Source organism: Microbacterium sp. 11MF (assembly GCF_000383475.1).
GTDB lineage: Bacteria > Actinomycetota > Actinomycetes > Actinomycetales > Microbacteriaceae > Microbacterium > Microbacterium aquilitoris.
The window spans coordinates 22,179-47,549 of sequence record NZ_KB911459.1; the positions used below are offsets into that span (position 1 = coordinate 22,179).

Annotated in this window: 22 protein-coding genes and 1 tRNA gene; 13 read left to right on the forward strand and 10 right to left on the reverse strand. The window is 71.1% G+C overall.

What is annotated here, in order from left to right; translation table 11 throughout:
• Window positions 1-59: 59 nt before the first annotated feature.
• Window positions 60-479: a hypothetical protein gene (locus H286_RS0100085; RefSeq protein ID WP_020096620.1), complete on the reverse strand. Its 420-nt coding sequence runs from the start codon at window positions 477-479 to the stop codon at window positions 60-62.
• A gap of 87 nt (window positions 480-566) precedes the next feature.
• On the opposite strand from H286_RS0100085, the gene H286_RS0100090 reads away from it, so the two are divergent.
• Entirely contained in the window at window positions 567-1,196 is a 630-nt protein-coding gene (locus H286_RS0100090) for a DUF1684 domain-containing protein (RefSeq protein ID WP_020096621.1), read from the forward strand.
• Here the strand turns inward: H286_RS0100090 and H286_RS0100095 are convergent.
• The 3 genes from H286_RS0100095 to H286_RS14355 all read right to left on the reverse strand — a co-directional run bounded on the left by H286_RS0100095 (window position 1,181) and on the right by H286_RS14355 (window position 3,302).
• Window positions 1,181-1,612, reverse strand: a complete 432-nt coding sequence (locus H286_RS0100095; protein WP_020096622.1) for a DoxX family protein — start codon at window positions 1,610-1,612, stop codon at window positions 1,181-1,183. The two genes, H286_RS0100090 and H286_RS0100095, sit on opposite strands and share 16 nt — an antisense overlap.
• A gap of 45 nt (window positions 1,613-1,657) precedes the next feature.
• Window positions 1,658-1,732: transfer RNA gene (locus tag H286_RS14850), tRNA-OTHER, on the reverse strand.
• 82 nt (window positions 1,733-1,814) lie between these two features.
• A complete protein-coding gene (locus H286_RS14355; protein WP_020096623.1) occupies window positions 1,815-3,302 on the reverse strand; it encodes a serine/threonine-protein kinase in 1,488 nt (495 codons plus the stop codon).
• Window positions 3,303-3,582: 280 nt separating this feature from the next.
• On the opposite strand from H286_RS14355, the gene H286_RS0100105 reads away from it, so the two are divergent.
• The 5 genes from H286_RS0100105 (at window position 3,583) to ligD (ending at window position 11,013) form a co-directional block, all read left to right on the forward strand.
• Window positions 3,583-5,142, forward strand: a complete 1,560-nt coding sequence (locus H286_RS0100105; RefSeq protein ID WP_231370858.1) for a glycosyltransferase family 2 protein — start codon at window positions 3,583-3,585, stop codon at window positions 5,140-5,142.
• A gap of 75 nt (window positions 5,143-5,217) precedes the next feature.
• Window positions 5,218-6,321 (forward strand): FUSC family protein, encoded by a 1,104-nt coding sequence (locus tag H286_RS0100110; RefSeq protein WP_020096625.1) that lies wholly within the window; start codon window positions 5,218-5,220, stop codon window positions 6,319-6,321.
• Between the two features lie 60 nt (window positions 6,322-6,381).
• Window positions 6,382-8,838, forward strand: coding sequence for an ATP-dependent helicase (locus H286_RS0100115; RefSeq protein WP_020096626.1), 2,457 nt, complete (start codon window positions 6,382-6,384; stop codon window positions 8,836-8,838).
• Between the two features lie 41 nt (window positions 8,839-8,879).
• Window positions 8,880-9,944 carry an SseB family protein gene (locus H286_RS0100120; RefSeq protein ID WP_018188903.1) on the forward strand — a complete coding sequence of 355 codons (1,065 nt, stop codon included), beginning with the start codon at window positions 8,880-8,882 and terminating at the stop codon, window positions 9,942-9,944.
• 55 nt (window positions 9,945-9,999) lie between these two features.
• Entirely contained in the window at window positions 10,000-11,013 is a 1,014-nt protein-coding gene (gene ligD, locus H286_RS0100125) for a non-homologous end-joining DNA ligase (protein WP_020096627.1), read from the forward strand.
• Between the two features lie 6 nt (window positions 11,014-11,019).
• Here the strand turns inward: ligD and H286_RS0100130 are convergent, their stop codons facing one another.
• Genes H286_RS0100130 through H286_RS0100145 form a run of 4 tightly spaced genes read right to left on the reverse strand, consistent with a single transcriptional unit; the run spans window position 11,020 to window position 15,282 of the window.
• Window positions 11,020-12,198: an AI-2E family transporter gene (locus H286_RS0100130; RefSeq protein WP_020096628.1), complete on the reverse strand. Its 1,179-nt coding sequence runs from the start codon at window positions 12,196-12,198 to the stop codon at window positions 11,020-11,022.
• A gap of 44 nt (window positions 12,199-12,242) precedes the next feature.
• Window positions 12,243-13,283, reverse strand: a complete 1,041-nt coding sequence (locus tag H286_RS0100135) for an ATP-dependent DNA ligase (protein WP_020096629.1) — start codon at window positions 13,281-13,283, stop codon at window positions 12,243-12,245.
• Window positions 13,284-13,330: 47 nt separating this feature from the next.
• A complete protein-coding gene (locus H286_RS0100140; RefSeq protein WP_020096630.1) occupies window positions 13,331-14,557 on the reverse strand; it encodes an acyl-CoA dehydrogenase family protein in 1,227 nt (408 codons plus the stop codon).
• Window positions 14,558-14,616: 59 nt separating this feature from the next.
• Window positions 14,617-15,282, reverse strand: coding sequence for a TetR/AcrR family transcriptional regulator (locus H286_RS0100145; protein WP_020096631.1), 666 nt, complete (start codon window positions 15,280-15,282; stop codon window positions 14,617-14,619).
• Window positions 15,283-15,356: 74 nt separating this feature from the next.
• Here H286_RS0100145 and H286_RS0100150 point away from each other — a divergent pair, with 74 nt between their 5' ends.
• Window positions 15,357-16,871: an FAD-dependent oxidoreductase gene (locus H286_RS0100150; protein WP_020096632.1), complete on the forward strand. Its 1,515-nt coding sequence runs from the start codon at window positions 15,357-15,359 to the stop codon at window positions 16,869-16,871.
• 1 nt (window position 16,872) lies between these two features.
• Here H286_RS0100150 and H286_RS0100155 read toward each other — a convergent pair whose 3' ends face one another.
• Window positions 16,873-17,373, reverse strand: coding sequence for a hypothetical protein (locus H286_RS0100155; RefSeq protein ID WP_020096633.1), 501 nt, complete (start codon window positions 17,371-17,373; stop codon window positions 16,873-16,875).
• 152 nt (window positions 17,374-17,525) lie between these two features.
• Here H286_RS0100155 and H286_RS0100160 point away from each other — a divergent pair, with 152 nt between their 5' ends.
• The 5 genes from H286_RS0100160 to sucD all read left to right on the forward strand — a co-directional run bounded on the left by H286_RS0100160 (window position 17,526) and on the right by sucD (window position 22,346).
• Window positions 17,526-18,737, forward strand: coding sequence for a sensor histidine kinase (locus tag H286_RS0100160; protein ID WP_020096634.1), 1,212 nt, complete (start codon window positions 17,526-17,528; stop codon window positions 18,735-18,737).
• A complete protein-coding gene (locus H286_RS0100165; protein ID WP_018188894.1) occupies window positions 18,734-19,336 on the forward strand; it encodes a response regulator transcription factor in 603 nt (200 codons plus the stop codon). Before H286_RS0100160 ends, H286_RS0100165 begins: the two co-directional genes overlap by 4 nt.
• A 3-nt stretch (window positions 19,337-19,339) precedes the next feature.
• Entirely contained in the window at window positions 19,340-20,104 is a 765-nt protein-coding gene (locus H286_RS0100170) for a phosphotransferase (protein WP_020096636.1), read from the forward strand.
• Between the two features lie 135 nt (window positions 20,105-20,239).
• Entirely contained in the window at window positions 20,240-21,406 is a 1,167-nt protein-coding gene (gene sucC, locus H286_RS0100175) for an ADP-forming succinate--CoA ligase subunit beta (protein WP_020096637.1), read from the forward strand.
• A 37-nt stretch (window positions 21,407-21,443) separates the two neighbouring features.
• On the forward strand, window positions 21,444-22,346 hold the full coding sequence (sucD, locus tag H286_RS0100180; RefSeq protein WP_020096638.1) for a succinate--CoA ligase subunit alpha: 903 nt from the start codon (window positions 21,444-21,446) through the stop codon (window positions 22,344-22,346).
• Between the two features lie 144 nt (window positions 22,347-22,490).
• Here the strand turns inward: sucD and H286_RS0100185 are convergent, their stop codons facing one another.
• Window positions 22,491-23,918 (reverse strand): NCS2 family permease, encoded by a 1,428-nt coding sequence (locus H286_RS0100185; protein WP_020096639.1) that lies wholly within the window; start codon window positions 23,916-23,918, stop codon window positions 22,491-22,493.
• Between the two features lie 109 nt (window positions 23,919-24,027).
• Here H286_RS0100185 and H286_RS0100190 point away from each other — a divergent pair, with 109 nt between their 5' ends.
• Window positions 24,028-25,371 carry a cell division protein PerM gene (locus tag H286_RS0100190; RefSeq protein WP_020096640.1) on the forward strand — a complete coding sequence of 448 codons (1,344 nt, stop codon included), beginning with the start codon at window positions 24,028-24,030 and terminating at the stop codon, window positions 25,369-25,371.

Here is a 25,371-nt window from a genome sequence, read left to right on the forward strand (position 1 = left end):
CGAAGGTCGCGGAGGGGGCGGTGCGTCGATGGACGCGCCGCCCTCTTCGGCATCCGTCGTCAGCGCTCGCAGAGTCGAGGCTCGTCGCCGGTGCCGAAACGGTAGTCGAAAGTGCGGTCGTCCACTCGGACGACGACGCGGTACCCGTCCACGAGCGCCTGCGTGTAGGACATGCCGGGGGCGGGGCATCCCAGGGCGCCGCTCGAGAACTGGACGCGCTCGGCGGAGACGACGTCCGGCTCGCCCGTCACGCCGCGGGCCGAGAGATCGGCCAGGAGGGCGTCCCATTTCGCCGGCGGCAGGTCCGCGGCCGAACCGGTCGGCCCGAGAGGGGCGGGGCTCGCCGTGCGGAACGGCGGGCGGCTCGAGGTCGGGTTCTCGCCGGGGGCGGGCATGGCGGGTCCTTCCGTCGCGCACGCGGCGAGCATGAGGGCTGCCCACAGGAGGGTGACCGCGGCGGCTGAGCGAGATGTGCGCATGAGGGGACCTCCTGCGGCGAGGCTACGCGCCTCGCCCGATTCGGGGGAGGGGGTCGCCTGTTCCTGTGATGCGCGTAACCTGAGCCGATGATCCCTTCGGCCGCTCGGACCGCCCTGGACGTCGTCGACTGGCGCCGACGCGTCTTCGCCCTCTACGCAGACGTCCGGGCAGCGCCACATCCCGAGGCGGGCCACGAACTGTGGCAGCGCGGGCGGAACGAGCTGCTCGCGCACCACCCCGCGACGCCGATCCTGCCGGAGCACCGGGCGGACTTCGACTCCGTCCCGGTCGCCCCTTACGACCCGGCGTGGCGGTTCGAGCTGCCTCTGCTGCCCGCGGAGCCCGGCGGGTTCGAGTTCGCAACCGGGACGGACGGGGTGGTTCCCTTCGAGCGGGTCGCCGTCGTCGACCTGCCCGACGTGGGGACGCTCGACGTCTGGCGCCTGACGACATACGGCGGCGGGCTGTTCATCCCTGTGCGTGACGCTCTGGCGGGCAAGCCGGACGGCACCTATGGCGGAGGTCGGTACCTGATCGACACGATCAAAGGAGCCGACCTCGGGACGGATGCCGAGGCCGGCACGATCGTGCTCGACCTCAACTTCGCCTACAACCCGTCCTGCGCCTACGACCCGGCGTGGGCCTGCCCGCTCGCTCAGCCCGGCAACGTCCTGGCGGTCGAGGTCCCGGTCGGCGAACGCTACGCGGGCGTCTGATCCCGGTCGTCCGGACCTCGGCGTCGGGCGCGCCAGGCTGCCCACGCGCCGGTCGACCACAGGGCGGCGAGGACGAGGAGCGGTTGGAAGAGCAGGCGGATGCCGCGGGCGAGGTCGGTGTCGAGCCCGAAGGCATCGGTGCCCCGGACGAACTGCTCGATGTTCCCGGGGAAGATCGCGATGAAGAACGCGGCGACGATCCATCCGACCGCGACGCGATACCGTCCGATCAGCAGGGCGAGACCGAGCGCGATCTCGACGATCCCGGAGGCGACGACGACGAAGTCCGTGGGGAGCGGCAGCCATTGCGGGACCTGGGCGACGAAGTCGTCGCGCGCGAAGGTCAGGTGAGCGGCGCCGGTGAAGACCAGCCCCGCCCCGAGCAGCAGACGGGTGATCGTTCTCGGTGCGCTCACGGATCGAGCGTAGCGAGGTCGGGCCCTACGCGGCCTTTCTCGGACTGGACGCGACGGCGGGAGTCGAACCCGCTGCACAACCGGTATGACCCGGTGCCCGGGACCACCCGGACCGTCGCGATGGTGTCACGCTAGCCCGGACGGCGGACATCACCATGGGGGATGACCGGAGATGACGCGACGTGTCGTCGCGTGACGGAGGTCAGTCCTTCTTGCCCTTGCCCTTGTCCTTCGCCTTCTCGCCGTGCACCGCGGAGTTCTCGTTCGCGTGCTCTTTGGCCTTCGGGTTCGCGTTCTCCTCAGCGGCCTGCCCGGGTGACTTCTTCGCCGAGCCGGAGTTGCCCTTCGCCGAGCCGGACGTCTCGGAGGTGGTCGTCGTCGTGTCTGTCGTCGTCTCGGTGGTCGCCGTGGCCGGATCGGTCGCCGCAGGCGTGGCCTGCGGGATCACCTCATCTGTCGCGTCGAGGGTGACGACCGCGGTCTCGCCCTCGTCCGAGACGAGTTCAGCGGGAGCGGGCGCAGTCGGCTCGCTGATCGTCTCCTCGGGGGCGGGGCGACCGCCCGGCGTGCCGTCCGCCCACCACGCCCCGAAGGCGATGAGGTGGATGACGGCGATGGCGGCCGCTGCGCCGGCGAGGATCCAGACCCGCGCGCGGCGTGGACGCCGCGCGGCCTTGGCCGAACGACGCGCGGCGGAACGGGTGACGACATCGGATGCCGCCGGTGCCGCGACCGTGACGGCAGAGGGCTCGAGGGGCCGAACCGCGCCGACGGCGGCGACCGGAGCGACGTCGAGGGCCTGCGTCTCCTGATCGATCGTGGGGAGGGCGGCCCGCGGCATCCGGACGATGTCGGTCGGCAGGGACCGGGCGCGATACGCCACCTGTCCCGCCGTCGGACGATCGGCGGGGTCCCGCGCGATCATGTCGCCCAGGAGGCCGGACCAGTCGGGACCGAGCCACGAGGGGATCTCGGGCGTCTGCACGAGGCGGGCCATGACCCGGCCGATCCCCGACGCCTCGGGGAACGCCCGTTCGCCCGTGATCGTCTCGAGGGTGAGCAGGCCCAGCGCGTACACGTCGGCCGGCGGGCCGGCCGGTTCACCGCGGACCTGCTCGGGGGCGAGATAGGCGGCCGTCCCGATGACCGTGCCGGGGGTCGTGTGGCGCGTGCTGTCGGCGAGGTAGGCGACGCCGAAGTCGGCGAGCTTCGCCCAGTGCCTGCGGCCGGGCACGGGCGACGGTGCGAGGAGGACGTTCGACGGCTTCACGTCGCGATGGACGATGCCTGAGTGGTGCACGACGTCGAGCGCCGAGGCGAGCTCGCCGACGAGGCCGGCGGTCTCGGCGGCATCCAGCGGACCATCGTGCAGAGCAGCGGCGAGCGACTCGCCCTCGACAAACTCCATCACGAGGTACTCCGGCTGGCCGGGCACGATCTTCGCGTCGTACAGGGTCACGAGCGAGGGGTGGTTCAACGAGGCGAGCAGAGACATCTCGGTGCGGGCTCGCGGCAGGATCGCCGGGTTCTCGGCTTCGGTGCGCATGATCTTGATCGCGACGGTGCGGCCGAGGATCACGTCCTCGGCTCGATACACACGGGCCATCCCGCCCTGACCGACGCACGGACCGAGGACGTACCGCCCATCCAGCATGCCCGTGGTCACAGGCTCGTCGGAGGGTTCGGTCACGGCGACTCCTGCTGCTACTGCGGACGCTGCGCGTCCGTCCACACGTCGCCCGGGTACGACGACACCGTCGAACGTAGGGCTCCGAGAGTCTCAGGTCTGGCGGGTTGACTCCGGCGGGGTTTGGTGCTTCGTTTCTTGATACCTCTTTCGGATGATGCCGGCCGGATGTCCCCGATGATGGGATGTGGTCATGTATTTCCCCGTGCACGTCTCCGACCGGATGCGACGGTTCGCGGAAACTCCTGGGGAAATCAATGCTTCGTATACATATACTCCGTATGTGATTTCTCGTCTCCGCAGTCGCGCATCGACAGCGCTGGTCGTGGCGGTGTGGATCGGGCTCGGCGTGCCGCTCTTCCTCTGGGCCGTCGGCCAGGGGACCCCCCTGTCGATCGCGTTCGCGGCCGCGAGCGCCCTCACCTGGATCGCGGGCGGGCGAGCGGTCGCGCTGTGGCTGCGCTCATCGCCGCCCGCGCTGATCCCGCCGCCCGCGACCGGGCGGGGGGCGGAGCGCATCGCCCTGCTGGTCTGCATCTGCGACGACCTCGACGAGCGGGCGGTCGTCCGCAGCTCCCGCCAGGACGTCCCGGTCGACGTCGTCCTCCTCGACGACTCGAGGGATGCCGCGACGGTGGCGCGCGTCGATGCGCTCGCCGCGACTCACGGCTGGCACGTGATCCGCCGCACCGAGCGCTCCGGCTTCAAGGCGGGCAACCTGAACGCCGGGCTCGCGCGCCTGCGTGGCCGCTACGACGCGTACCTGATCTGCGACAGCGACGTCGTCCTCGACGCCGGGGTGGCGCGGGTCTGCGGAGCCGCGCTCGCCGACCCCACGGTGGCCGTCGCGCAGGCGTCACCGGCGGCATCCGTCGGTCGGACCCGGTTCGCCCGCTACTTCGGGCCGCTGCTGGCCACCCACCTCGGTGTCACCCGGCGCGGTCGAGGAGCGCACGGGGTGACCGCCTTCCTCGGGCGCGGTGCGCTCGTGCGTGCGGAGGCCGTCGAGGATGTCGGCGGGTTCCCCGAGGCCGTCGCGGAAGACCTCGCGATGACCGTGCGGCTCCGCCGCCGCGGGTGGCGGATCGTCGACGCCGATGTCGCGTTCACGGAGGACTACCCGATCGACTACGCCGCGTTCCGTGTGCAGATGCGGAAGACCGCCGAGGGGGCGGTCGAGTTCCTGCGCCGCCCCGGCCGGATGCGGGGGCTCCGCATCCGGGAAGGCCTCGACCTCGCGCTCGAGACGGCCCTCGTCCCGGTGACCGCCCTGGCGGGAGCCGCGACCCTCGTCACCGGCGCCGCGCTCGCCGGCACCGGCACGCCCCCGCCGCTCTGGGTGATGCTCGTGTCGGCGTTCGCCGCATCCGCGCCGCTCCTTCCCGAGGCGGTCCGCCGCGCCCGCGCGCAACGGGTCGCCGCCGGCGTCGCCTTCGCCCTGACCGCAGGTCTCCTCTACGCCTCGACCACGTTCGTCGTGCTGGGCGCCGTGATCCGCACCGCCCTCGGCCGGCGCGCGACCTTCTGGGTCACGCCGAAGACGACCTCGCAGCGGGGCGTCGGCGCGACGGCGGGCCTGCTGCGCGATGAGCTCGTCCTCGTCCCGCTCCTCGCGGTCAGCGCCGTCCTCGTCTCGGGATCGCTCGTCGCGGTCGCCGGTCCGATCGGTCCCGCCGCGCTCGCCGCGGTCTTCGCGGTGGGGATGCTGCGGCCCCGCTCCCGTGCGGACCGCACCCTCGCCCCGATCGTGTCGGCGCGTCACCTGGCGGCCGTGCCGCACCGTACGCTGTCGACCGCGCCGCGACCGGCGCTCCCGACCCGGTCGCGCACCCTCGCCAGCTGACCCGCGTCGTACGACCTCGCACGCGCGGATGCAAGGGGGCGGCGCGCACGACCTCGCCGCGGCTACCGTGCCGGGATGCCCCGCACCACCCCGCGCCTGACCGCCGCGCAGCTGGCACTGCGCCTCCGCAGGGCCGGCGGTGACGTCTTCACGTCACGACGGCTGATCCTCGCGCTGAAGACGGCGGTCGCGGCGGCGATCGCCTGGTTCTTCGCGCCCATCGTGCCCTTCGCCGACGCCGACTACTCCTACTACGCGCCCCTCGGCGTCCTGGTCAGCATGTACCCGACCGTCGCGGACTCGGCGCGCGCGGGCCTCCAGTCCCTCATCGGGCTCGCGTGCGGCATCGCGATCGGCTTCGGCGGCCTCGCCATCGTGGCGGCGGGAGCGCCCGGCATCGTCGCGCTCGGCCTCGTGGTCCTGGTCGGCGTGGCGCTCGGCGGCATCCGTGCCCTCGGCGTCGGCCGGGACTGGGTGGCCCTCGCCGGGCTGTTCGTGCTGCTGCTGAGCAAGAACGACCCGGACGGCTTCTCGACGTCCTACCTCGCGACGATGGCCTTCGGCGTCCTGATCGGCGTCGTGGCGAACTTCGTCCTCGTGCCGCCGCTGTACCTGCAGTCGGCGCGCGACCGGCTGTCCGAGCTGCGCGCCGCCGTCACCGCCGCACTCGACCGCGCGGCGGACTCCGCGGCGAAAGGGGCGCCGGACGCGGCGAGTCTGAAGGAGGATGGCGAGGCGCTGGCCGAGATGGCCATCGCCGTCGCGGCGGATGTGGACGAGGCATCCCGCTCCGAGCGGGCGAACCTCCGCGCCCGCGGCGTGGGCGGTGTGCACGACGAGAACGCGCAGCGGTGGTGGGGGCTCGAACGGGCGACGTACCTGACCCGCGACCTGCTCGACGTGCTCGCCCAGCACGAGCGGCTCGACGCGCGCCACGGCGACCCCGCTCGGCTCGAGGACGCGCTCCGCCGGGTCGCGGAGCTGATGGCGACCCCACCCGCCGACGAGGAGATGACCGCGAGAACGGATGCCGCGTGGCGCGCCGTCGACGCATATGCGGCATCCCTACCCGCCCCCGATGCCGCCGAGGACCCGCACGATCAGCCCGGTCTGTGGGTCGCCGCCACGCTCGGGCGCATCACCGACATCTCGCGACGGGTGTCCGACGCGCTCGCCTGATCGCGCTGCGGACGGATGCCGGGAGTCGATGTCGGCAGTCGAACGTAGACTCGTGGGGACATGAGCGACTCCATCAAGCCCGTCATCGTTGGCGCCGGAGCGCCCCGTCCTGCGGGCGATTCCCGCCCCGACGAGGACCTCCTCGCCGGCCTCAACCCGCCGCAGCGCGAAGCGGTCACGCATCGGGGGCCCGCCCTGCTGATCGTCGCGGGTGCGGGGTCGGGCAAGACAAGCGTGCTGACCCGGCGCATCGCGTCACTGATGCGCACGCGCGAGGCCTACCCGAGCCAGATCCTCGCGATCACCTTCACCAACAAGGCCGCGGGCGAGATGCGCGAACGCGTGCGTCAGCTCGTCGGCGACAACGCCCAGGGCATGTGGATCTCGACGTTCCACTCCGCGTGCGTGCGCATCCTTCGCCGCGAGGCCGACCAGTTCGGGTTCACGAAGAGCTTCACGATCTACGACTCCGGCGACTCGCGCGCGCTCATCAAGCGTCTCGTCAAGGAGCATGAGGGCGACTCGTTCGGGTTCACCCCCGCGGCCGTGCAGGGGCGTATCTCCAAACTCAAGAACGAGCTGGCGGATGCCGAGTCCTACGCCCGGCAGGCGAACATGAGCGATCCCGCCGAGCGGGTCTTCGTCGACATCTTCGCGGACTACCAGCGCTCGCTCCAGAAGGCGAACGCCTTCGACTTCGACGACCTCATCGCGCAGACCGTCTACCTCTTCCGCGCCTTCCCGCACGTCGCCGACGTGTACCGCAAGCGGTTCCGGCACGTCCTCGTCGACGAGTACCAGGACACGAACCACGCCCAGTACGCGCTCATCCACGAGCTGACGCGACCCGTCGTCGGCAAGGCGGGCGACGCGTTCTCCAGCGGCGGGATGATGATCTTCGAGCCCGACGAGGCCCCCGAGATCGAGGGCGCGTCGCTCACCGTGGTCGGCGACTCCGACCAGTCGATCTACGCGTTCCGCGGCGCCGACATCCGCAACATCAGCGAGTTCGAGCGGGACTTCCCGGGCGCGAAGGTCGTGCTCCTCGAGCAGAACTACCGCTCGACCCAGAACATCCTGTCGGCGGCCAACGCCGTCATCGGCCACAACTTCGACCGCAAGGACAAGAAGCTTTGGACCGACGTCGGCGACGGCGACCCGATCATCGGGTTCACCGGGTACTCGCAGCACGACGAGGCGCAGTTCGTGGCCGACGAGATCGAGGCTCTGCACCGCAAGGGCGTCGACTACTCGCAGGTGGCGGTGTTCTATCGGACGAACTCGCAGTCCCGCGCGCTGGAGGAGATCTTCATCCGCTCGGCCGTGCCCTACAAGATCATGGGCGGCACGAAGTTCTACGACCGTGCCGAGATCAAGGACGCCATGGCGTACCTCATCGCGGTGGCGAACCCCGCCGACGAGATGGCGGTGCGCCGCATCCTGAACCGGCCCCGTCGCGGCATCGGCGACGTCACCGAGACCGCGATCGCCCGGTACGCGGCATCCGAGGGCATCACCTTCCGCGACGCCCTCGCGAACGCATCGGCGCTCGGTGTCGGAGCGAAGGTGCAGAAGGCCATCGCCGAACTGGACGCCGTCCTCGTCGAGGCATCCGAGATCATGCTGCCCAGCTCGGGTGAGATCGCGCCGTCGACGTCGGTGACCGAAGGGCTCCGCGTCCTGCTCAACAAGTCCGGCTACTACGACGCCCTCCGGATCTCGAAGGACCCGCAGGACGAAGCGCGCGTCGAGAACCTCGACGAGCTCGTCGCCGTGACGCGCGAATTCGCCCGCAACAACCCCGACGGCACGCTGCTGGACTTCCTCACCGAGGTGACGCTGGTGTCGGATGCCGATGACCTCGACGACGCCAGCGGTTCGGTCTCGCTCATGACGATGCACACGGCCAAGGGCCTCGAGTTCGACGCCGTCTTCGTGACCGGCGTCGAAGAAGACCTCATCCCGCACCGCATCTCGGCGGGGGAGCCGGGCGGACCACAAGAGGAGCGGCGTCTGTTCTACGTGGCGCTCACCCGGGCGCGCAAGCGTCTGCACCTCTCGCTCGCGATGACCCGTGCGCAGTTCGGCGAGGTCTCGGCCGCGATGCCGAGCCGCTTCCTGCAGGAGATCCCGCACGAGCTGATCGACTGGCGCCAGTCGCCCGGCGATGTGAACTCGCGCGGCGGGATGCCGTCGCGCGCGCTGAACGGCCGGCCCGGAGGCGGCTCCCGGTTCGGCGGATCCGGATCGAATCGGTACGGCGACGACCTCGTCCCGCTGCCGAAGCGCGAGAAGTCCGATGCCCTCGCGAAGTTCGCCAACCGCATCCCGGCGAAGATCCGCGACAACGGTGACATGGAGCTCGCGGCGGGCGACCGCATCCGTCACGACGACTTCGGCGAGGGCAAGGTCGACATGGTGACCGGTGAGGGCGCGAAGCGCGTCGCCCACGTCCGCTTCGACACCGCAGGCCCGAAGAAGCTGCTCATCAAGGTCGCCCCGATCACGAAGCTCTGAGCGTCGCGCGACGCGCGCCGTATCGCGCGTACGCTGAGGGCATGGCTCTGTTCTCCCGCCGTCCGAAGAAGAACTCCGACGGGTCCGATGAGGTTCCCGTCGACGCGCAGGCGGATCTCGCCGACGTCCAGCAGGACGTGAGCGCGGCGGTCGCCGCCGAGCAGGCGGATGCCGAGGACGTGCCGTTCGTGCCGATCTCGATGTCGACCTACGGGCAGCCCGCCCCGCGGCCCGAGCAGCCCCGCCTGCCGCAGGTCGAGGAGACCGCCCCCGAGCGGACCGAGGGTCGACCCGGGATGCCGGACAACACGCTTCTGCTCGCGGCGCTGGTTGAGGCGCCCGAGGAGCCCGACAACGCGGCGATCCTGGGCGTGACGCGCCAGGCGCTGCAGGGCACGCTGTACCTGCGCATCATGGGCGACGCGCAGGCGCAGGTCGCTGCGGGCGAGCCGCTGCGCCTGGCGATCTCGATCATGAACGACAAGAAGTTCCTGCTCGCGTACACGGGTGCTGCGGCGATCCAAGCGGGTCTCAGCGATGACCCCGAGGCGGCGAACACGTCGGTCCTCGGCCAGCCCGCTCAGAACGTGCTCCGCAACGTCGTCGACGCGGGCTACGACGGCATCGTCTTCGACCACGCAGGCCCCGGCCGGCGCATCGTCCTGCCGACGGGTCTCATCTCGCGCGCGATGGATCAGGCCGACCCCGAGTTCACCATCAAGAACCTCCTCGCCGGCCCGCGGACCGATGAGACCGCTCGCGCCGTCGTCGATGCGCTCGTCACCCGCGGCGCGTGGATCGCAGCCGGCACCCGACCGGACGGCAGCATGGGCGTCGCCGAGGCACGGTCCGCCGAGGGGACCCGCTACCTCCAGGTCTTCTCGCACCCGCTCGAGATCCTCACGCTCCGCCGAGAGGATCAGCCGATGCCGCTGACGGCGGCGCAGCTGGGGGAGGCGCTCAGGAGCGAGCCCGAGCTCAGCGGCTTCCTCGTCGACGCCGCAGGCCCATGGATCCGGCTCGAACGCGAGCAGCTCGAGCCGCTCGTCACGATCGCCGATGCCGCGGAGACCGTCGACGCCGCGGCGGCCGCCGACGAGGACTGAGCCCGCGCGGGGCAAGCCCCTGGTCGTGCCGGTGGCCCGCCCCTAGGGTGGGCGCATGGCGTCGGAGCGGATCACCCTGCAATTGCCGGGAGGCAGAGAGCTCTCGCTCTCGAGCCCCAACCGCGTCGTGTTCCCCGAGCCCGGGATCACCAAGCGCGAGCTCGCCGAGTACGTCCTCGCCGTCGCCGACCCGTTCCTGCGCGCCAACGGTCACCGGCCCGTCTCGCTCGAGCGGTTCCCCGCGACAGTCGACGGCGAAAGCTTCTTCTCGAAGAACCCGCCCAAGGGCACGCCCGACTACGTCGACGAGGTCGTCTGCACGTACAACAGCGGCCGGCGGCATCCCCAGGTCGTCCTGAACGAGGCCGCCGCGATCGTGTGGGCAGTGCAGATGAACACGGTCGTCTTCCATCCGTGGGCGTCTCTCGCCGCCGACACCGACAACCCCGTCGAGCTGCGCATCGACCTCGACCCTCAGCCCGGCACGGACTTCACGGATGCCGCTGCGGTCGCGCCCGCGCTGCGAGAGGTCCTCCGCGAGGCGGGGCTGGAGTCGTGGCTCAAAACGAGCGGCAATCGCGGCATCCATGTCTTCTGCCCGATCGAGCCGTCGCACGAGTTCCTCGACGTGCGGCACGCGGTGATCGCCGCGGGACGCGAGCTCGAGCGACGGATGCCGGACAAGGTCACCATGAACTGGTGGAAGGAAGAGCGCGGTGAGCGCATCTTCATCGATTTCAACCAGGCGAACCGGGACCGCACGATGGCCGGCGCCTACAGTCCGCGGGCGCTTCCGGGCGCGACGGTCGCCACCCCGATCACGTGGGACGAACTCGCCGACGGCGTCGACCCCGCCGCGTTCACGGTGCGGACGGTGCCGGATCGACTCGCGACGATCGGCGACCCCTGGGAGCAGCTGCAAGCCGTCCCGGGACGCATCGACACCCTGCTGGAGTGGTGGCAGCGCGACCTCGACGCAGGCCTCGGCGAACTGCCGTTCCCGCCGGAGTTCCCCAAGATGCCGGGGGAGCCGCCGCGTGTACAGCCGTCGAGGGCGAAGAAGGACTGAGCGCCGTCAGCCGGCCGTGACGGTGTCGACCTTCTCCTCAACGGGGGGACGACGTCGAGCCCAGCGGGCGGGCGTATTCGGTCCGTCCCACACCTGGATGATGCCCCAGGCCGCCGCCGTGAGGGGAACCGCGAGGATCGCGCCGACGATGCCGCCGAGGACGGTGCCGATCGTCAGGGCGATCAGCACCGCGAACGCGTGCAGCTTCATCGACCGACCCATGAGGAACGGCTGCAGGAAGTTGCCTTCGAGCTGATTGACCGCCACGACGATCACGACCACCCAGATCGCCGCGACCAGACCGTTCGTCACGAGGGCGACCAACGCAGCCAGGATGCCCGCGACGGTCGCGCCCACGATGGGGATGAACGCCAGCACGAACACGAGGGCGCCGAGCGGGAGGGCGAGCGGGATCTGCAGGATGAGCAGACCGATCGTGATGCCGATCGCGTCCACGGCCGCCACGGCCGCGGTGCCACGGAGGTAGGCCCCGAAGGTCTGGACGGCTTTATGGCCGACGCGCACGGCGCGGTCGTAATTCGATCCGCGGAACGGACGGATGAGGAACTCCCACAGATTCGGGCCGTCCTTCAGGAAGAAGAACAGCGTCACGATCATGAGGACGAGCCCCGTCAGGAAGTTCGCGACCGCGCTCACGCCGGCCAGGGCGCCGGAACCGAACTGTGCGCTGGTGAGGAAGTCGGTCGCTGTGCCGACCCACTCGTCGATCTGCTTCTGGTCGATGTCGAACGGCAGGGATTCCGCCCACGCGAGCACGCTCTGGAACCCGGCCTGCGCCTTCGTGGAGAGGTCGTCGAACTGATCGCGGACGGCGTTGACCACGAGCCAGCCGATTCCGCCCAGCACGACGACGAACGCCAGCAGCGTCAGGATGGTCGCGAACACGGACGGGATGCCATGGCGGCGCTGCCATGCCATGAGCGGCGCGGCGGCCGAGGCGATGATGAGCGCGAGCAGGACCGGGATCACGACGACGGTGAGTTGCAGCATCCCGAGGATGAGGGCCGTCACGATGACGGCGACGATGATCACCTGCAACGACCGGGTCGCGAGGGTGCCGAAGCCGTCGGACCACATGCTCGCGGGCTTGCCCGTCGCGGCCATGCGGACGGGCCGTCCGTCGTCGAGACGCACCGAGCGGGGAGATGACGAGAAGAGGCCCATGCTGCGACCCTACCGATCCGCCTTTCCGGGCGAGGCCCCTTGACTCAGTCGAGCACGTCGGCCAGGTCGTAGGCCGACACGGTCTCGAGCTGGTCGAAGGTGCAGGACGCGGCATCCCGGTCCGGACGCCATCGCTGGAACTGCACCGTGTGGCGGAACCGGTCGCCCTCGAGCTGGTCGTAGGCGACCTCGAGGACCCGCTCGGGGCGGAGGCGCACGAACGAGGTGTCCTTCGACGCGGTGAACCGGGAGCGGTCCGACTGCCCCGTGACCGCGTCGCCGTCGTCGCCCCGGACGACCAGCGGCGCGAGCTCGTCGATCAGTTCGAGTCGCCGCGCGTTGCTCCACGCGGCGACCCCGCCGACCTGGCGGAGGTTCCCGTCGTCGTCGTGGAGGCCGACCAGGAGCGATCCGACGCCCTCACCGCTCTTGTGGATGCGGTAGCCCACCGCCACGACGTCGGCGGTCCGCGCGTGCTTGATCTTGAACATCGTGCGCTTCCCCGGCGCGTAGGGGAGGGCGAGCGGTTTGGCGACGACGCCGTCGAGCCCGGCCCCCTCGAACTCGGCGAGCCACTGCTCGGCGAGGGCGGCATCGGTCGTCGTCCGGGTCAGATGGATCGGATGCGGCACATCGCGCAGCAGATCCTCGAGCTGTGCGCGCCGCTCGGAGAAGGGCTCGTCGCGCAGGTCGCGATCGCCCCGAGCGAGCAGGTCGAACGCCACGAACATCGCGGGGGTGGTCTCGCTCAGGAGGGCGACGCGGGATGCCGCGGGGTGGATGCGCTGCGACAGCTGCTCCCACTGCAGCCGCTGCGACCCGGGCTCGCCGTCGGCGACGACGATCTCACCGTCGAGCAGGGACGGTTCGGGCACGAGACGCGAGATCGCGTCGACCAGCTCGGGGAAGTACCGGGTGAGGGGCTTCGACCCGCGGGACCCGATCTCGACCTCCGAGCCGTCCCACCCGATCAGCGCGCGGAACCCGTCCCACTTCGGTTCGTACAGCAGTCCGCCGGCCGTCTTGGCCGGATCGGGGACGGCGGGGACGGATTTCGCGAGCATCGGCGCGGGGATCTCGTACATGCGCCCATCCTGCCCGCCGGTCAGGCGCTGCGGAACGGGCTTGCGGGTCAGGCGAAGGCGCTCACGCCGGTGATGTCCCGCCCGAGCAGGAGGGCCTGCACCGACTCGGTCCCCTCGTACGTGTGGATCGCCTCGATGTCGGCCATGTGCTGCATGACGCCGTTCTCGAGCAGGATGCCGTTGCCGCCCAGCAGGTCGCGCGCGGTCGCCGCGACGCGGCGCGCGGCGCGGGTGTTGTGGAACTTCGCGAGCGACGCCTGCGTCGGGCGCAGTCCGCCGGATGCCTCGAGGTCGGCCAGGCGACGGCAGTACAGTTGCATCGCGGTGAGGTCCTCGAGCATGTGCGCGAGGCGCTCCTGCACCATCTGGAAACGGGCGAGCGGTTTGCCGAACTGCACGCGCTGCTGCGCGTACTGCAGCGCCGCCTCGTAGCAGGCGGTCGCGTGGCCGAGCGCCGACCACGCGACACCGGAACGGGTCGCGTAGAGGACGGTCGAGGCATCCTTGAAGGTCCGCGTCCCCGGCAGGACCGCGTCGATGGGAACGCGCACGTCGTCGAGGGCGATGTGGGCCTGGTGGATGCCGCGCAACGACGCTTTGCCGCCGATGACGGTCCCGGTGTAGCCGGGGCGGTCCTGCTCGACGAGGAAGCAGCGGACGTTGCCGTGGTGCTCGTCGCCCTCGTCGTCGACGCGGGCCCAGACGAAGGTGATGCCGCCGGAGGCGCCGTTGCCGATCCACTTCTTGGCCCCGCGCAGCACCCACTCGTCGCCGTCGCGGCGCGCGAAGGTCTCGAGCGAGACCGAGTCCGAGCCGTGGTCCGGCTCGGTGAGGGCGAACGCGGCCGGGACCTCGAAGCGCGCGACCGGGGTCAGCCAGCGCTCCTGCTGGGCGTCGCTGCCGAAGAGGGCGAGGGTGCGCAGCGCCAGTCCGCCCTGGACGGCGAGGACGGTGCCCAGCGACCCGTCGCCGCGCGAGATCTCCATGTTCACGAGGCCCGCGGCCAGGGGGGAGAAGCGCGTGAGTCGCGGGTGGTCGATGCCGTCGTTCAGCAGGTCGAGCTCGCCGAAGCGTCGGGCGATGTCGAGCGGGTACTCCGCGGCATCCCACGCGTCCCGCATCCGGTCGCCGACCTCGTCCACGAAGCCCTGCGTCCGCTGCCACACGTCGCGGTCGGCGTCGGGGATGTCGGAGAAGACGGCGTAGTAGTCGGTGTCGAGCCGTCCGAGCACGTCGTAGCGGCCGGACGCGCCGCCGGGCAGGTCAGAGGTCATCGCGCCAGGATACGCCCGGTTGGGATTCAGTTCCACCTCGTGTGGAACGCCGTTCCAGGTCAGTCGCGCAGGGCGCCGAGCCGACGGGCGACCTCGGCGGGCGGCATCCGCCGGGGGAAGGTCGCCACGACGATGTCGTCGTCGGCGGCGGGTTCCGGGTCGGGGTGCACGCCGAAACGGCGCAGCAGTTCGTCGTAGGCGGTCTCGAGGACGGCGGCGGGGACCCGCGTGGAGCCGCGCAGCAGGCGACGCAGCACGTGGTTGTGCACCGCGGTCACGGCGGCGGCGAACGCCACAGCGTCGACGGGGTCGAGCCCCGGGACGGAGCGGCGCAGGTACTCGTCGAAGGCGCGCTCGTAGCGGAAGACCGTCACGATCTCGCGGTCGCGCAGCGACGGCACCTGGCGCACGACGGCGTATCGACGGCGAGCGACCTCGGGATCGGACGCGAAGTGGCGGTAGATCTGCACCGACGCCTCGCACACCGCCGCCCACGGGTTCTCGTGCGCCTCGGAGAGGTAGGCGCGCAGTCGGTCGAGGAGCAGCTCGTGGTCGGCGAAGACGACGTCGTCCTTGCCGCCGAACTGGCGGAAGAACGTCGACCGCGACACCCCCGCGGACTGGGCGATCTGCTCGACCGAGGTCTGCTCGTAGCCGTGCTCCGCGAACAGCGCGAGCGCGGCGGCCACCACTGTGCTGCCCGTGGGACGGAGGTCGTCGGCCATGGAGGGAAGCCTAATGCGAAGGCCGTCCTGTCAAGGCCTGTGCCTGTTGCGGTCGGCGCGCCTTGACTCACCCCATGTCCTCCCTGTGGAAGCAGCACCCGACCGAGTCCGCCGACACCCCGTTCGAGCCCGGGGCACATCACGACGTCGTCGTGATCGGCGCGGGGCTCACCGGCCTCGCGACGGCCTACGAACTGGCGCGGACCGGGGTCGACGTCGCCCTCCTCGAACGCGGCGGCATCGGCGAGCTCGCCTCGGGATCGAACACCGGCAAGGTGTCGCTCCTGCAGGGGACGACGCTTTCGACGCTGCGGTCGGGGCACCCGGCATCCCTCGTCCGCGCCTACGTCGACGCCAACCGCGACGGCTTCGCGTGGATGACGGACACCGCAGAGCACCTCGGCGTGCCGCTCACCTCGCGCACCGCCTACACCTACGCCCAGGCCGGCGAGGGGCGGCGTTCCGTCGCGCAGGAGTACGAGGCGGCCCGCGAAGCCGGGCTCGCCGTACGCCTCGTCGGCGAGGACGAGCTGCGCGCCGCAGCCGTGCCCATGGCGGCAGCCGTCGCGCTCGACGACCAGCGCGCGGTCGACCCGATGCGGATGCTCGCAGCGCTCGCCGACGCGTTCGTCGCCGCCGGCGGCACGCTGCATCTGGGCGTCGAAGTCAGCGGCGTCAAGGTCTTCCCCGAGCCGCGCGTCGAGACCGATCGGGGGCCGATCTTCGCGTCGCGGGTCGTGGTGGCCACCGGCATCCCGATCCTCGACCGCGGCCTCTACTGGGCGAAGGTGAGCGGGATGCGGTCGGCCTGCGTCTCGTTCACCCTCACCGCGCCGCTGCCTGATGGCATGTACCTCTCAGCCGACGAGCCCACGCGCTCGGTGCGCACGATCCTCCCCGAGGACGGCCCGGCCGATGTCGCGCAGATCGTCGTCGGAGGCGCGGGGCACCCCGTCGGGCGGGCCGAGTCGGAGCGCGCGATGCTCGACGAGCTGTCGCGCTGGGCGCAGCAGACGCTGCCCGTGGGGGAGGAGACCCACCACTGGTCGGCGCAGGACTACACCTCGCACAACCGCATCCCCTTCATCGGTACGATGCCCCGGACGCTCGGGCGCGTGCGTTTCGCGACGGGCTATGCGAAGTGGGGACTCACGAACGCGCCGGCGGCCGCGCTGCGCATCGTCAGCGAGCTGCGCGGCGAGAAGATGAGCGAACGCCCGCGGTGGATGACGCAGATCGGCACACGTCTCACGATGCCCGCCGACATCGCGCAGGGAGCGGCGGAGAACGCGAAGGTCGGCCTCGCCGCCGCGAAGGGGTGGGCGGGCGCCGAAGCGCAGGCCGTGCCCGTGCCGCAGCCCGCCGAGGGGGAGGGCGTCGTCGCGCAGCGCGCGGGCCGACCCGTCGCCATCTCGACCACCGACGGCGAGACGCGCGCCGTGAGCGCCGTCTGCCCGCACCTCGGCGGGATCCTCGAGTGGAACGACCTCGAGTGCACGTGGGACTGTCCGCTGCACGCGTCGCGCTTCACGGCATCCGGAGAACGCATCGAAGGCCCCGCGACCAGAGGCCTCCGGCCGGTCGACTGAATCAGGATGCCGCGGCGATGACGCCCGTGATGATGAGCGTCACGACGGTCGTCCACAGCACGATCGCCGTGCCCTGCCAGAACAGCACCGTCCGGGTCGGCACGCCCGTCCCCTTGAGCGCCGCCGCCGTGAACTGCGTCGGCAGGATGAGGGGACCGAGGAGGCTGACGCCGGGCGTCCCATAGCGGTGGTAGGCCTTCTGGAACTTCTCGGAGCGCGCCGACGGCGCCTTCTCGGATGCCCCCGCGCGGGAGGTCACGGCCGTGCGGACGCGGGCGGTCGCGAGGACGACGATCGCGACGCAGAGGAAGTTGCCCGCGGCGCCGGCGACGGCGGCGACGACGGGATGGATGCCGCCGACGATCCCGATCGCCGCGGCGCCCTCGCCCTCGATGAAGGGGACCGCGCCGGCGAGGGCCACGACGAGCGGCTGAACGAGGTCGGGCATCTGCGCCACCAGGTCCTGGAAGCCGGCGACGAGGTCGGAGACGGGGTTCGACATGGTGTCCTCTCGGTGTCGGCGACCGGATCTCGTATCGCCGTGACCCCAGTCCACCGTCCCGGGCCGGGGTGCGGCAGTGCCGCCCCGTCACCTTCCTGCGGGAGGTTCGACGGGCCGAGGGGTGACATTCGTCATGGTCGTACTGTGGCCGTGTGACCACGCCCGACCCGACCCCGACGCGGACCGCCGCGTCGCTCGCGCGAGGCGTGACGGCGACCGGGTGGTACATCGCCACGTCGATGGTCTTCTTCCTCCTCGGCACCGTCGTCGTGTGGGGGCTCGTCGTCCTCGTCGCCCGCGAGGGATGGCGGAGCCCCGTCGCCCTCGTCGCCTACGTCGGTGCGGCGGCGATCGTCGTGACCTGCACGATCCTGCTCCTCACGCGCTATCGCAGGGACGGCGACCTCGACGACGGCGACCGCCCGTCCTGGCGGCGCCGGTTCCTCTCGCTCCCGGTCGTCGCGGCGGTCCTCGCCTCGGCCGTCCTCGGCGTCGTGGCCGGGTCGCCGCTGCTCGGCGCCGCGCTGGTCGGCGCCACCCTCTGCCTCGTCCGCTGGGGCCCCGGCATCCGGTGGCGCGGTGTCGTGCTGCTCGAAGTCGCCCTCGTCGTGCTCTGGCTGCTCGAGCAGGCCGCGCCGATGCCTCGGAGCGACGCGTTCGTGCTCGTGTTCTTTTCCGTCGCGCTCCCGATGACGCAGGCGCTGTCGCTCTGGTCGTGGGACGTCGTCCTCGAGCTCGACAGCGCACGCCGCACCGAAGCCCGCCTCGCCGCCGTGCAGGAGCGGCTGCGGCTCGCCGGCGAACTCCACGATCTGCAGGGGCACCACCTGCAGGTCATCGCACTGCAGCTCGAACTCGCCGAGCGCATGATCCACCGCGATCCGGATGCCGCCGCCCGCCAGATCGCGCTGGCGCGGACATCCGTCGACGAGGCCCGCGACGGCACGCGCGCGCTCGCCGGACGCTTTCGTGGCGTGCCACTGCCCGACGAGCTCGCGAACGCGGCCGACCTGTTGCGCGCCGCCGGGCTGACGGTCACGCTCGACGTCGCGGCAGACGCGGCATCCGCTCCCGCCGATCTGTTGGGACCCGTGATCCGAGAGTGCACGACGAACGTGCTCAAGCACGGCGGTGGGACCTGGGCGTGGCTCGGGCTCGAGCGGGTCGGCGACGTGTGGCGTCTGACGATGGCGAACGACCCCGGGGCGGGGTCGACGATCGGGTCGGGCGCGGGGCTCGAGGGCATCGCGCACCGGGTCGGCGTGGCCGGCGGTGACGTCGCATCGCGTCGGGGCGACGATCGGTTCGACGTCGTCGTCACGGTTCCGGCCGGGGTGGCATCGGTGAGGGAGGGGACAGGATGATCCGGGTGCTCATCGCCGACGACGAGGACATGATCCGGACGGCTCTGGCGACGCTCCTCGCGCTCGAGGAGGACCTCGAGGTCGTCGCCGAGTGCGCCGACGGCGAGACGGCCGTCTCCCGTGCGCTCGAACTGCGCCCGGACGTCTGCCTGCTCGACCTCGAGATGCCCGGGATCGACGGGGTCGAGGCGGCCGCTCGTATCCGCCAGCGGATCCCTGCCCGTTGCGTCGTCGTCACCCGGCACGCACGCCCCGGAGTCCTGCGGCGCGCCCTCAGCGCCGGCGTCGACGGCTTCGTGCCGAAGTCCCGTCCCGCCGGCGACGTCGCCGCCGTGATCCGCGAGGTCGCCGCCGGGCGCCGCTACGTCGACCCCGAGATCGCCGCGGATGCGCTCAGCGACGAGCGGTCGCCGCTGACCGACCGCGAGCTCGACGTCCTGCGCGCCGGAGCCCGCGGCGAGACGATCGCCGACATCGCGGCATCCCTCCATCTGTCCTCTGGGACGGTCCGCAACCACGTGTCGTCGATCCTCGGCAAGCTCGGGCTCGCGACACGGCAGCAGGCGGCGATCACGGCGCGCGAACGCGGCTGGATCTGACGGATGCCGCACGAGGACGCACCGCACGAGGAAGCACTGTCCGGCGGCAACGCGAGCGGTGCCGTCGTCCGGATCGGCGACACCGTCCGCAAGCCCTGGACGGCGTCGACGGCGAGCGTCACGGCATACGTCCGCGCACTCCGCGACGCCGGGATCGATGCGCCCGAGCCGCGGGGACGCGACGAGGGGGGACGCCAGGTGATCGAGTTCGTCCCCGGCGAGCTCGCGATCGAGCGGGGGCCGATGCCGCCGGACGACCTCCACCGCGTGGGGATGATGGTGCGCGCGATCCACGATGCGAGCGCCGCCTACGTCGTCCCCGCGGGGAGCGTGTGGCAGAGCGCGATCGCTGCCCCGGGGGCCGAGCTCGTCTGCCACAACGACCTCGCACCGTGGAATCTCGTGCAGGGGGAGCGGTGGGTGTTCATCGACTGGGATGCCGCAGCCCCCAGCACCCGGCTGTGGGACCTCGCGTACGCCGCGCAGTCCTTCGCGCTCAACGACACCTCGGTGCCGCCGGACGACGCCGCCCGGGGATTGGCTGCCCTCGTGGACGGGTACGGCGCCGGTACCGCGCTGCGTCACGGGCTGCCGGAGGCGATGGTCGAGCGCACGGCGGCCATGCACGAGCTCCTCCGCCGTTCCCACGGGACCGGAACGGAGCCGTGGTCGTCGATGTTCGTGCAGGGGCACGGGGACCACTGGCGGAGGGTCACCGCGTACGTCGAGCGCCATCGCGAGATCTGGGCGAGGGTGCTGCGGGAGTGAGCCCGACCCTGCCGAACGAGGGGATCGGAGCGCGGGGCACTCAGGCGCGGGTAGTAGGCTTTTCGACCGGGCGATCTCTCGACATCGAGATAATTCCGCGCCCGTAACCCCGCCGTCGCCCAGCGAAGGATTGCAGTGGACCTTTACGAGTACCAGGCACGAGACCTGTTCGAGAAGTACGAGGTGCCGGTGCTCGCCGGCATCATCGCCGACACCCCTGAGGAGGCGAAGGCGGCTGCCGAGAAGATCGGCGGCGTGGTCGTCGTCAAGGCTCAGGTCAAGACCGGAGGTCGCGGCAAGGCCGGCGGCGTCAAGGTCGCCAAGACCCCCGACGAGGCCTACGCGGCAGCCGAGGCCATCCTCGGCCTCGACATCAAGGGCCACGTCGTCCAGCGCGTCATGGTCGCCCAGGGCGCCGACATCGCCGAGGAGTTCTACTTCTCGGTGCTGCTCGACCGCTCGAACCGCTCCTACCTGAGCCTCTGCTCGGTCGAGGGCGGCATGGAGATCGAGGAGCTCGCCGTCGAGCGCCCCGAGGCGCTCGCGCGCGTCGAGGTCGACCCGCTGCAGGGCATCGACAAGGCCAAGGCCGTCGAGATCGCGAAGGCCGCGAACTTCCCCGAGGACCTCGTCGAGAAGGTCTCGGATGTGTTCGTCAAGCTCTACGACGTCTACAAGGGCGAGGGTGCGACCCTCGTCGAGGTGAACCCGCTCGTCCGCACGGGCGCCGGCGACATCGTCGCCCTCGACGGCAAGGTCTCGCTCGACGAGAACGCCAGCGAGGTCCGCCACCCCGAGCACGAAGAGCTCGAGGACAAGGGTGCCGCAGATCCGCTCGAGGCGAAGGCGAAGGCATCCGGCCTCAACTACGTCAAGCTCGACGGCCAGGTCGGCATCATCGGCAACGGCGCCGGGCTCGTCATGTCGACCCTCGACGTCGTCGCCTACGCCGGCGAGAACCACGGCGGCGTCACGCCCGCCAACTTCCTCGACATCGGTGGCGGCGCGAACGCGCAGGTCATGGCGTCGGGTCTCGACGTCATCCTCGGCGACGAGCAGGTCAAGAGCGTCTTCGTCAACGTCTTCGGCGGCATCACGTCGTGCGTCGCCGTCGCCGAAGGCATCGTGAAGGCCCTCGAGATCCTCGGCGACGCGGCCACCAAGCCGCTCGTCGTCCGCCTCGACGGCAACCAAGTCGACGAGGGTCGTGCGATCCTCGCCGAGGCCAATCACCCGCTCGTCACGCTCGCCGCCGGTATGGACGAGGGCGCCGACAAGGCCGCCGAGCTGGCGAACGCCTGAGCCGCGCGAAGACTACCGAGACACAGGGACAACAGACATGTCTATCTACCTCAACAAGGACTCCAAGGTCATCGTCCAGGGCATCACCGGCGGTGAGGGCACCAAGCACACCGCCCTCATGCTGAAGGCCGGGACGAACGTCGTCGGCGGCGTCAACGCCCGCAAGGCCGGCACGACCGTCACCCACGAGAAGCCGCACGAGGGCGAGGTCGAACTCCCCGTCTTCGGCTCGGTCGCCGAGGCCATCGAGAAGACCGGCGCTGACGTCTCCATCGCGTTCGTGCCGCCGGCCTTCACGAAGGACGCCATGATCGAGGCGATCGACGCCGAGATCCCGCTGCTCGTCGTCATCACCGAGGGCGTCCCCGTCGGCGACACCGCCGAGGCCTGGGCCTACGCCAAGAGCAAGGGCAACAAGACCCGCATCATCGGTCCGAACTGCCCCGGCATCATCACCCCCGGTGAGGCGCTCGTCGGCATCACGCCCGCGAACATCACCGGCAAGGGACCGATCGGCCTCGTGTCGAAGTCGGGAACCCTGACGTACCAGATGATGTTCGAGCTCCGTGACCTCGGCTTCTCGACCGCCATCGGCATCGGCGGCGACCCGGTCATCGGCACGACGCACATCGACGCCCTCCAGGCGTTCGAGGCCGACCCCGAGACCAAGGCCATCGTCATGATCGGCGAGATCGGCGGCGACGCCGAAGAGCGCGCGGCCGACTACATCAAGGCGCACGTGACGAAGCCGGTCGTCGGCTACGTCGCCGGCTTCACCGCTCCCGAGGGCAAGACCATGGGCCACGCCGGCGCCATCGTCTCGGGCTCGGCGGGCACCGCGCAGGCCAAGAAGGAGGCCCTCGAGGCCGCCGGCGTCAAGGTCGGGAAGACCCCGTCCGAGACCGCCGACCTGATGCGCGCCATCATCGAGGCGCTCTAAGCCAGACAGAGCGAAGGGGCGGATGCTGCGGCATCCGCCCCTTCGTCGTCCCCGGAACTCCATCGCAACGACCGAGGTCCCGATCCGGCCGGGAATGCGCGAGGCATAACCGGCCCGATCGGGACCTCGGGGCAGCGAACGCGGTCAGGCGCCGATGAGCGCCTCGATCGGGCCGCGCGCGAAGTAGATCACGAAGCCGGCTGCGACGATCCACAGCAGCCAGTGGACCTGCTTGGCCTTGCGGGCGAAGACGTTCACGACGACCCAGCTGATGAAGCCCGCCCCGATGCCGTTGGCGATCGAGTAGGTCAGCGGCATGACGGTCGCGGTGAGGAACACCGGCAGCAGGACGCTGAAGTCCGACAGGTCGATGTTCTTGATCTGCGCGAGCATGAGCGCACCGACGAGCACGAGCGCCGCCGCGGCGACGTAGCCGGGGACGATCGAGGTGAGCGGCGTGAAGAACATCGCCAGCAGGAACAGCACACCCGTCACGACGTTCGCGAGCCCGGTGCGCGCTCCCTCGCCGATGCCCGAGCCGGACTCGACGAACACGGTCGCCGACGACGACGAGGTCGCACCACCGGCGATCGCGCCGACGCCCTCGACGATCAGCGCCGACTTGATGCGCGGGAAGTCGCCCTTGTCGTTCGCGAGACCCGACTCCTTCGCGAGGCCCGTCATGGTCCCCATCGCGTCGAAGAAGTTCGAGAACACGAGCGTGAAGACGATCATGACGACCGACACGATCCCGATCTTCGCCCAGTCGAAGCCGAAGTCGATCTTGCCGACGAGCTCGAAGTTGGGCAGGGCGACGATCTTCAGCCCGTCGAGCTTGAGGCCCAGCGCCGTCGGCCAGATCGCGTTGACGATGTAGCTGATGACCGTGCCGCCGACGAGGCCGATCAGCAGCGCACCCTTGACGCGGAGGGCCATCAGGATGCCGGAGAGGAAGAGCGTGACGACGAACATGACGGTGCTGATCGTCGTGATCGAGCCGCCCACGCCGAGGTCGAGCGGGGGAGAGGCGTTGCCCGTCGCGGTGACGAAGCCGGCGTTGACGAAGCCGATGAAGGCGATGAACAGGCCGATGCCGACCGTGATCGCGAGCTTCAGCTGGACGGGGACGGCATCGAAGATCATCTTCCGCAGGCCCGTCGCGGCCAGCAGCACGATGATCAGACCGTTGATGACGACGAGCGCCATGGCCTCGCCCCACGTGACCTGGCCGACGACCGAGAAGGCGAGGAAGGCGTTGATCCCGAGCCCCGCCGCGAACGCGAACGGCAGGCGCGTGACGAGACCGAAGAGGATCGTCATGACACCGGCGGTCAGGGCGGTCGAGGTCGCGACGGCGGTGCCGTCGAGGACCGTGCCGGCGACGTCGGGAGTCGACAGGATGATCGGGTTGAGGATGACGATGTAGGCCATCGTCACGAAGGTGACGATGCCGCCGCGGACCTCCGTGCCGACGGTCGAGCCGCGGCCGGTGATGTCGAAGTAGCGGTCGAGGAACGAGGGGGATGCCGGGGCTGCGGCACCGCGGGACGCGCGGGATGTCGTGCTGTTCACCCTCCGAGGGTAGTGGGTCGCCGGGGCACCCGCTGAGGGCGGCCGATCGCTCGTGCCTCCGGTGCGGGAGCCGGGCGCCCGGGCGGACCGCGGGTAAGGTCGGTTCGTTGTGAATCGCCTCCTCGTCTCCCTCCTCGCCGCCGTCGACGCCCTCGTGACCGTCGCGGTCGGTGTCGGCGTCGTCCTCGCGCCGGTGACCCTCGTCTGGGTGTTCGGAGTGAGTGGGGATGCCGACTGGGCGGCGCTCTGGCCGGCGGCCGCCACGATCTGGCAGCTCGGCCACTTCGCGCCCGTCGCGGTGTCTCTTCCGGCGGAGCTCGTCGCCCTCGGCGGCCTGCCCTCGGGCGCTGCCGACTTCACCGTGTCGCTCGCCCCGACGCTGCTCGCCGTCTTCACCGCGATCTCGGCGTGGCGCTCCGGCAGTCGTGCCGCGCGGTCCGGGGCATGGCTGACGGGCGTCGCCGCAGGAACGGTCGCCGTCGCGGTGCTCTCGACGATCATCGCGCTCACCGGGCGGACCGGTGTCGCCGCGGTCGATCTCGGCGCAGCGGTCGCCGGGCCCACGCTCGTCTTCGCCGTCCCCGCTCTGCTCGGCGCGCTGGTCCGGGCATGGAGCGAGGGCGACGACGGCATCGTCGACGCCGTCAGCGAGCGCCTTCCCGACGACGTCCAGAACGCGGTGGATGCCGGTGCCCGCGGCATCGTGATGGCGGCGGCCGGCATCGTGGGGCTCGGCGCCCTCGTGCTCGCCGTCCTCTTCTTCGTCCGCGGCGGCGAGGTGATCTCGCTCACCCAGGCGGCCCAGGTCGATCTGCCCGGTGTGATCGTCCTCGCCCTCGGGAGCCTCTTCTATCTGCCCACCCTCGTCGTGTGGTTCGCCGGGTTCGCCGTCGGTCCCGGATTCGCGATCGGCAGCGGCACGGCGGTGTCACCGGCCGCCACCAGCCTGGGAGTCGTGCCGGGCATCCCCGTGCTCGGCGTCATCCCCGACTCGACCTCGCCCTGGCTCCTGCTCCTGGCGCTGGCGGTCGTCGGACTGGGCGTCGTCGCCGGGTCCGTCGCACGCGCCTCGCTGCTGGTCGGATCGACGGCGGATGCCGAGCCCCTCCGCCCGCGCCTGGTCGCCCTCGGTGTCACGGTCGTCGGGACCGGGCTCGTCGTCGGGGTGTTCGCCGGAGCCGCGCGCGGCTCGATCGGCCCCGGCCGGCTCGCCGAGGTCGGACCCGAACCGTGGCTCGTCGCCCTCGTCGCCGCGGTCGAGGTCGGAGTGGGTGCTGCCGTCATGCTGCTCTCGCCGCGCGGTGCGGATTCCGATCGGCCGGCTGCGGCATCCGTCCCGCGCGACGCGCCCGCGGTGTCCACGCCCGCGACGCCGACGTCGACGGCGCAGACGCGTCGTGAGCCCGCCGGGGCGGTCTCGCCCGACGAGTTCCCCACCGCCCCGCTAGACTGA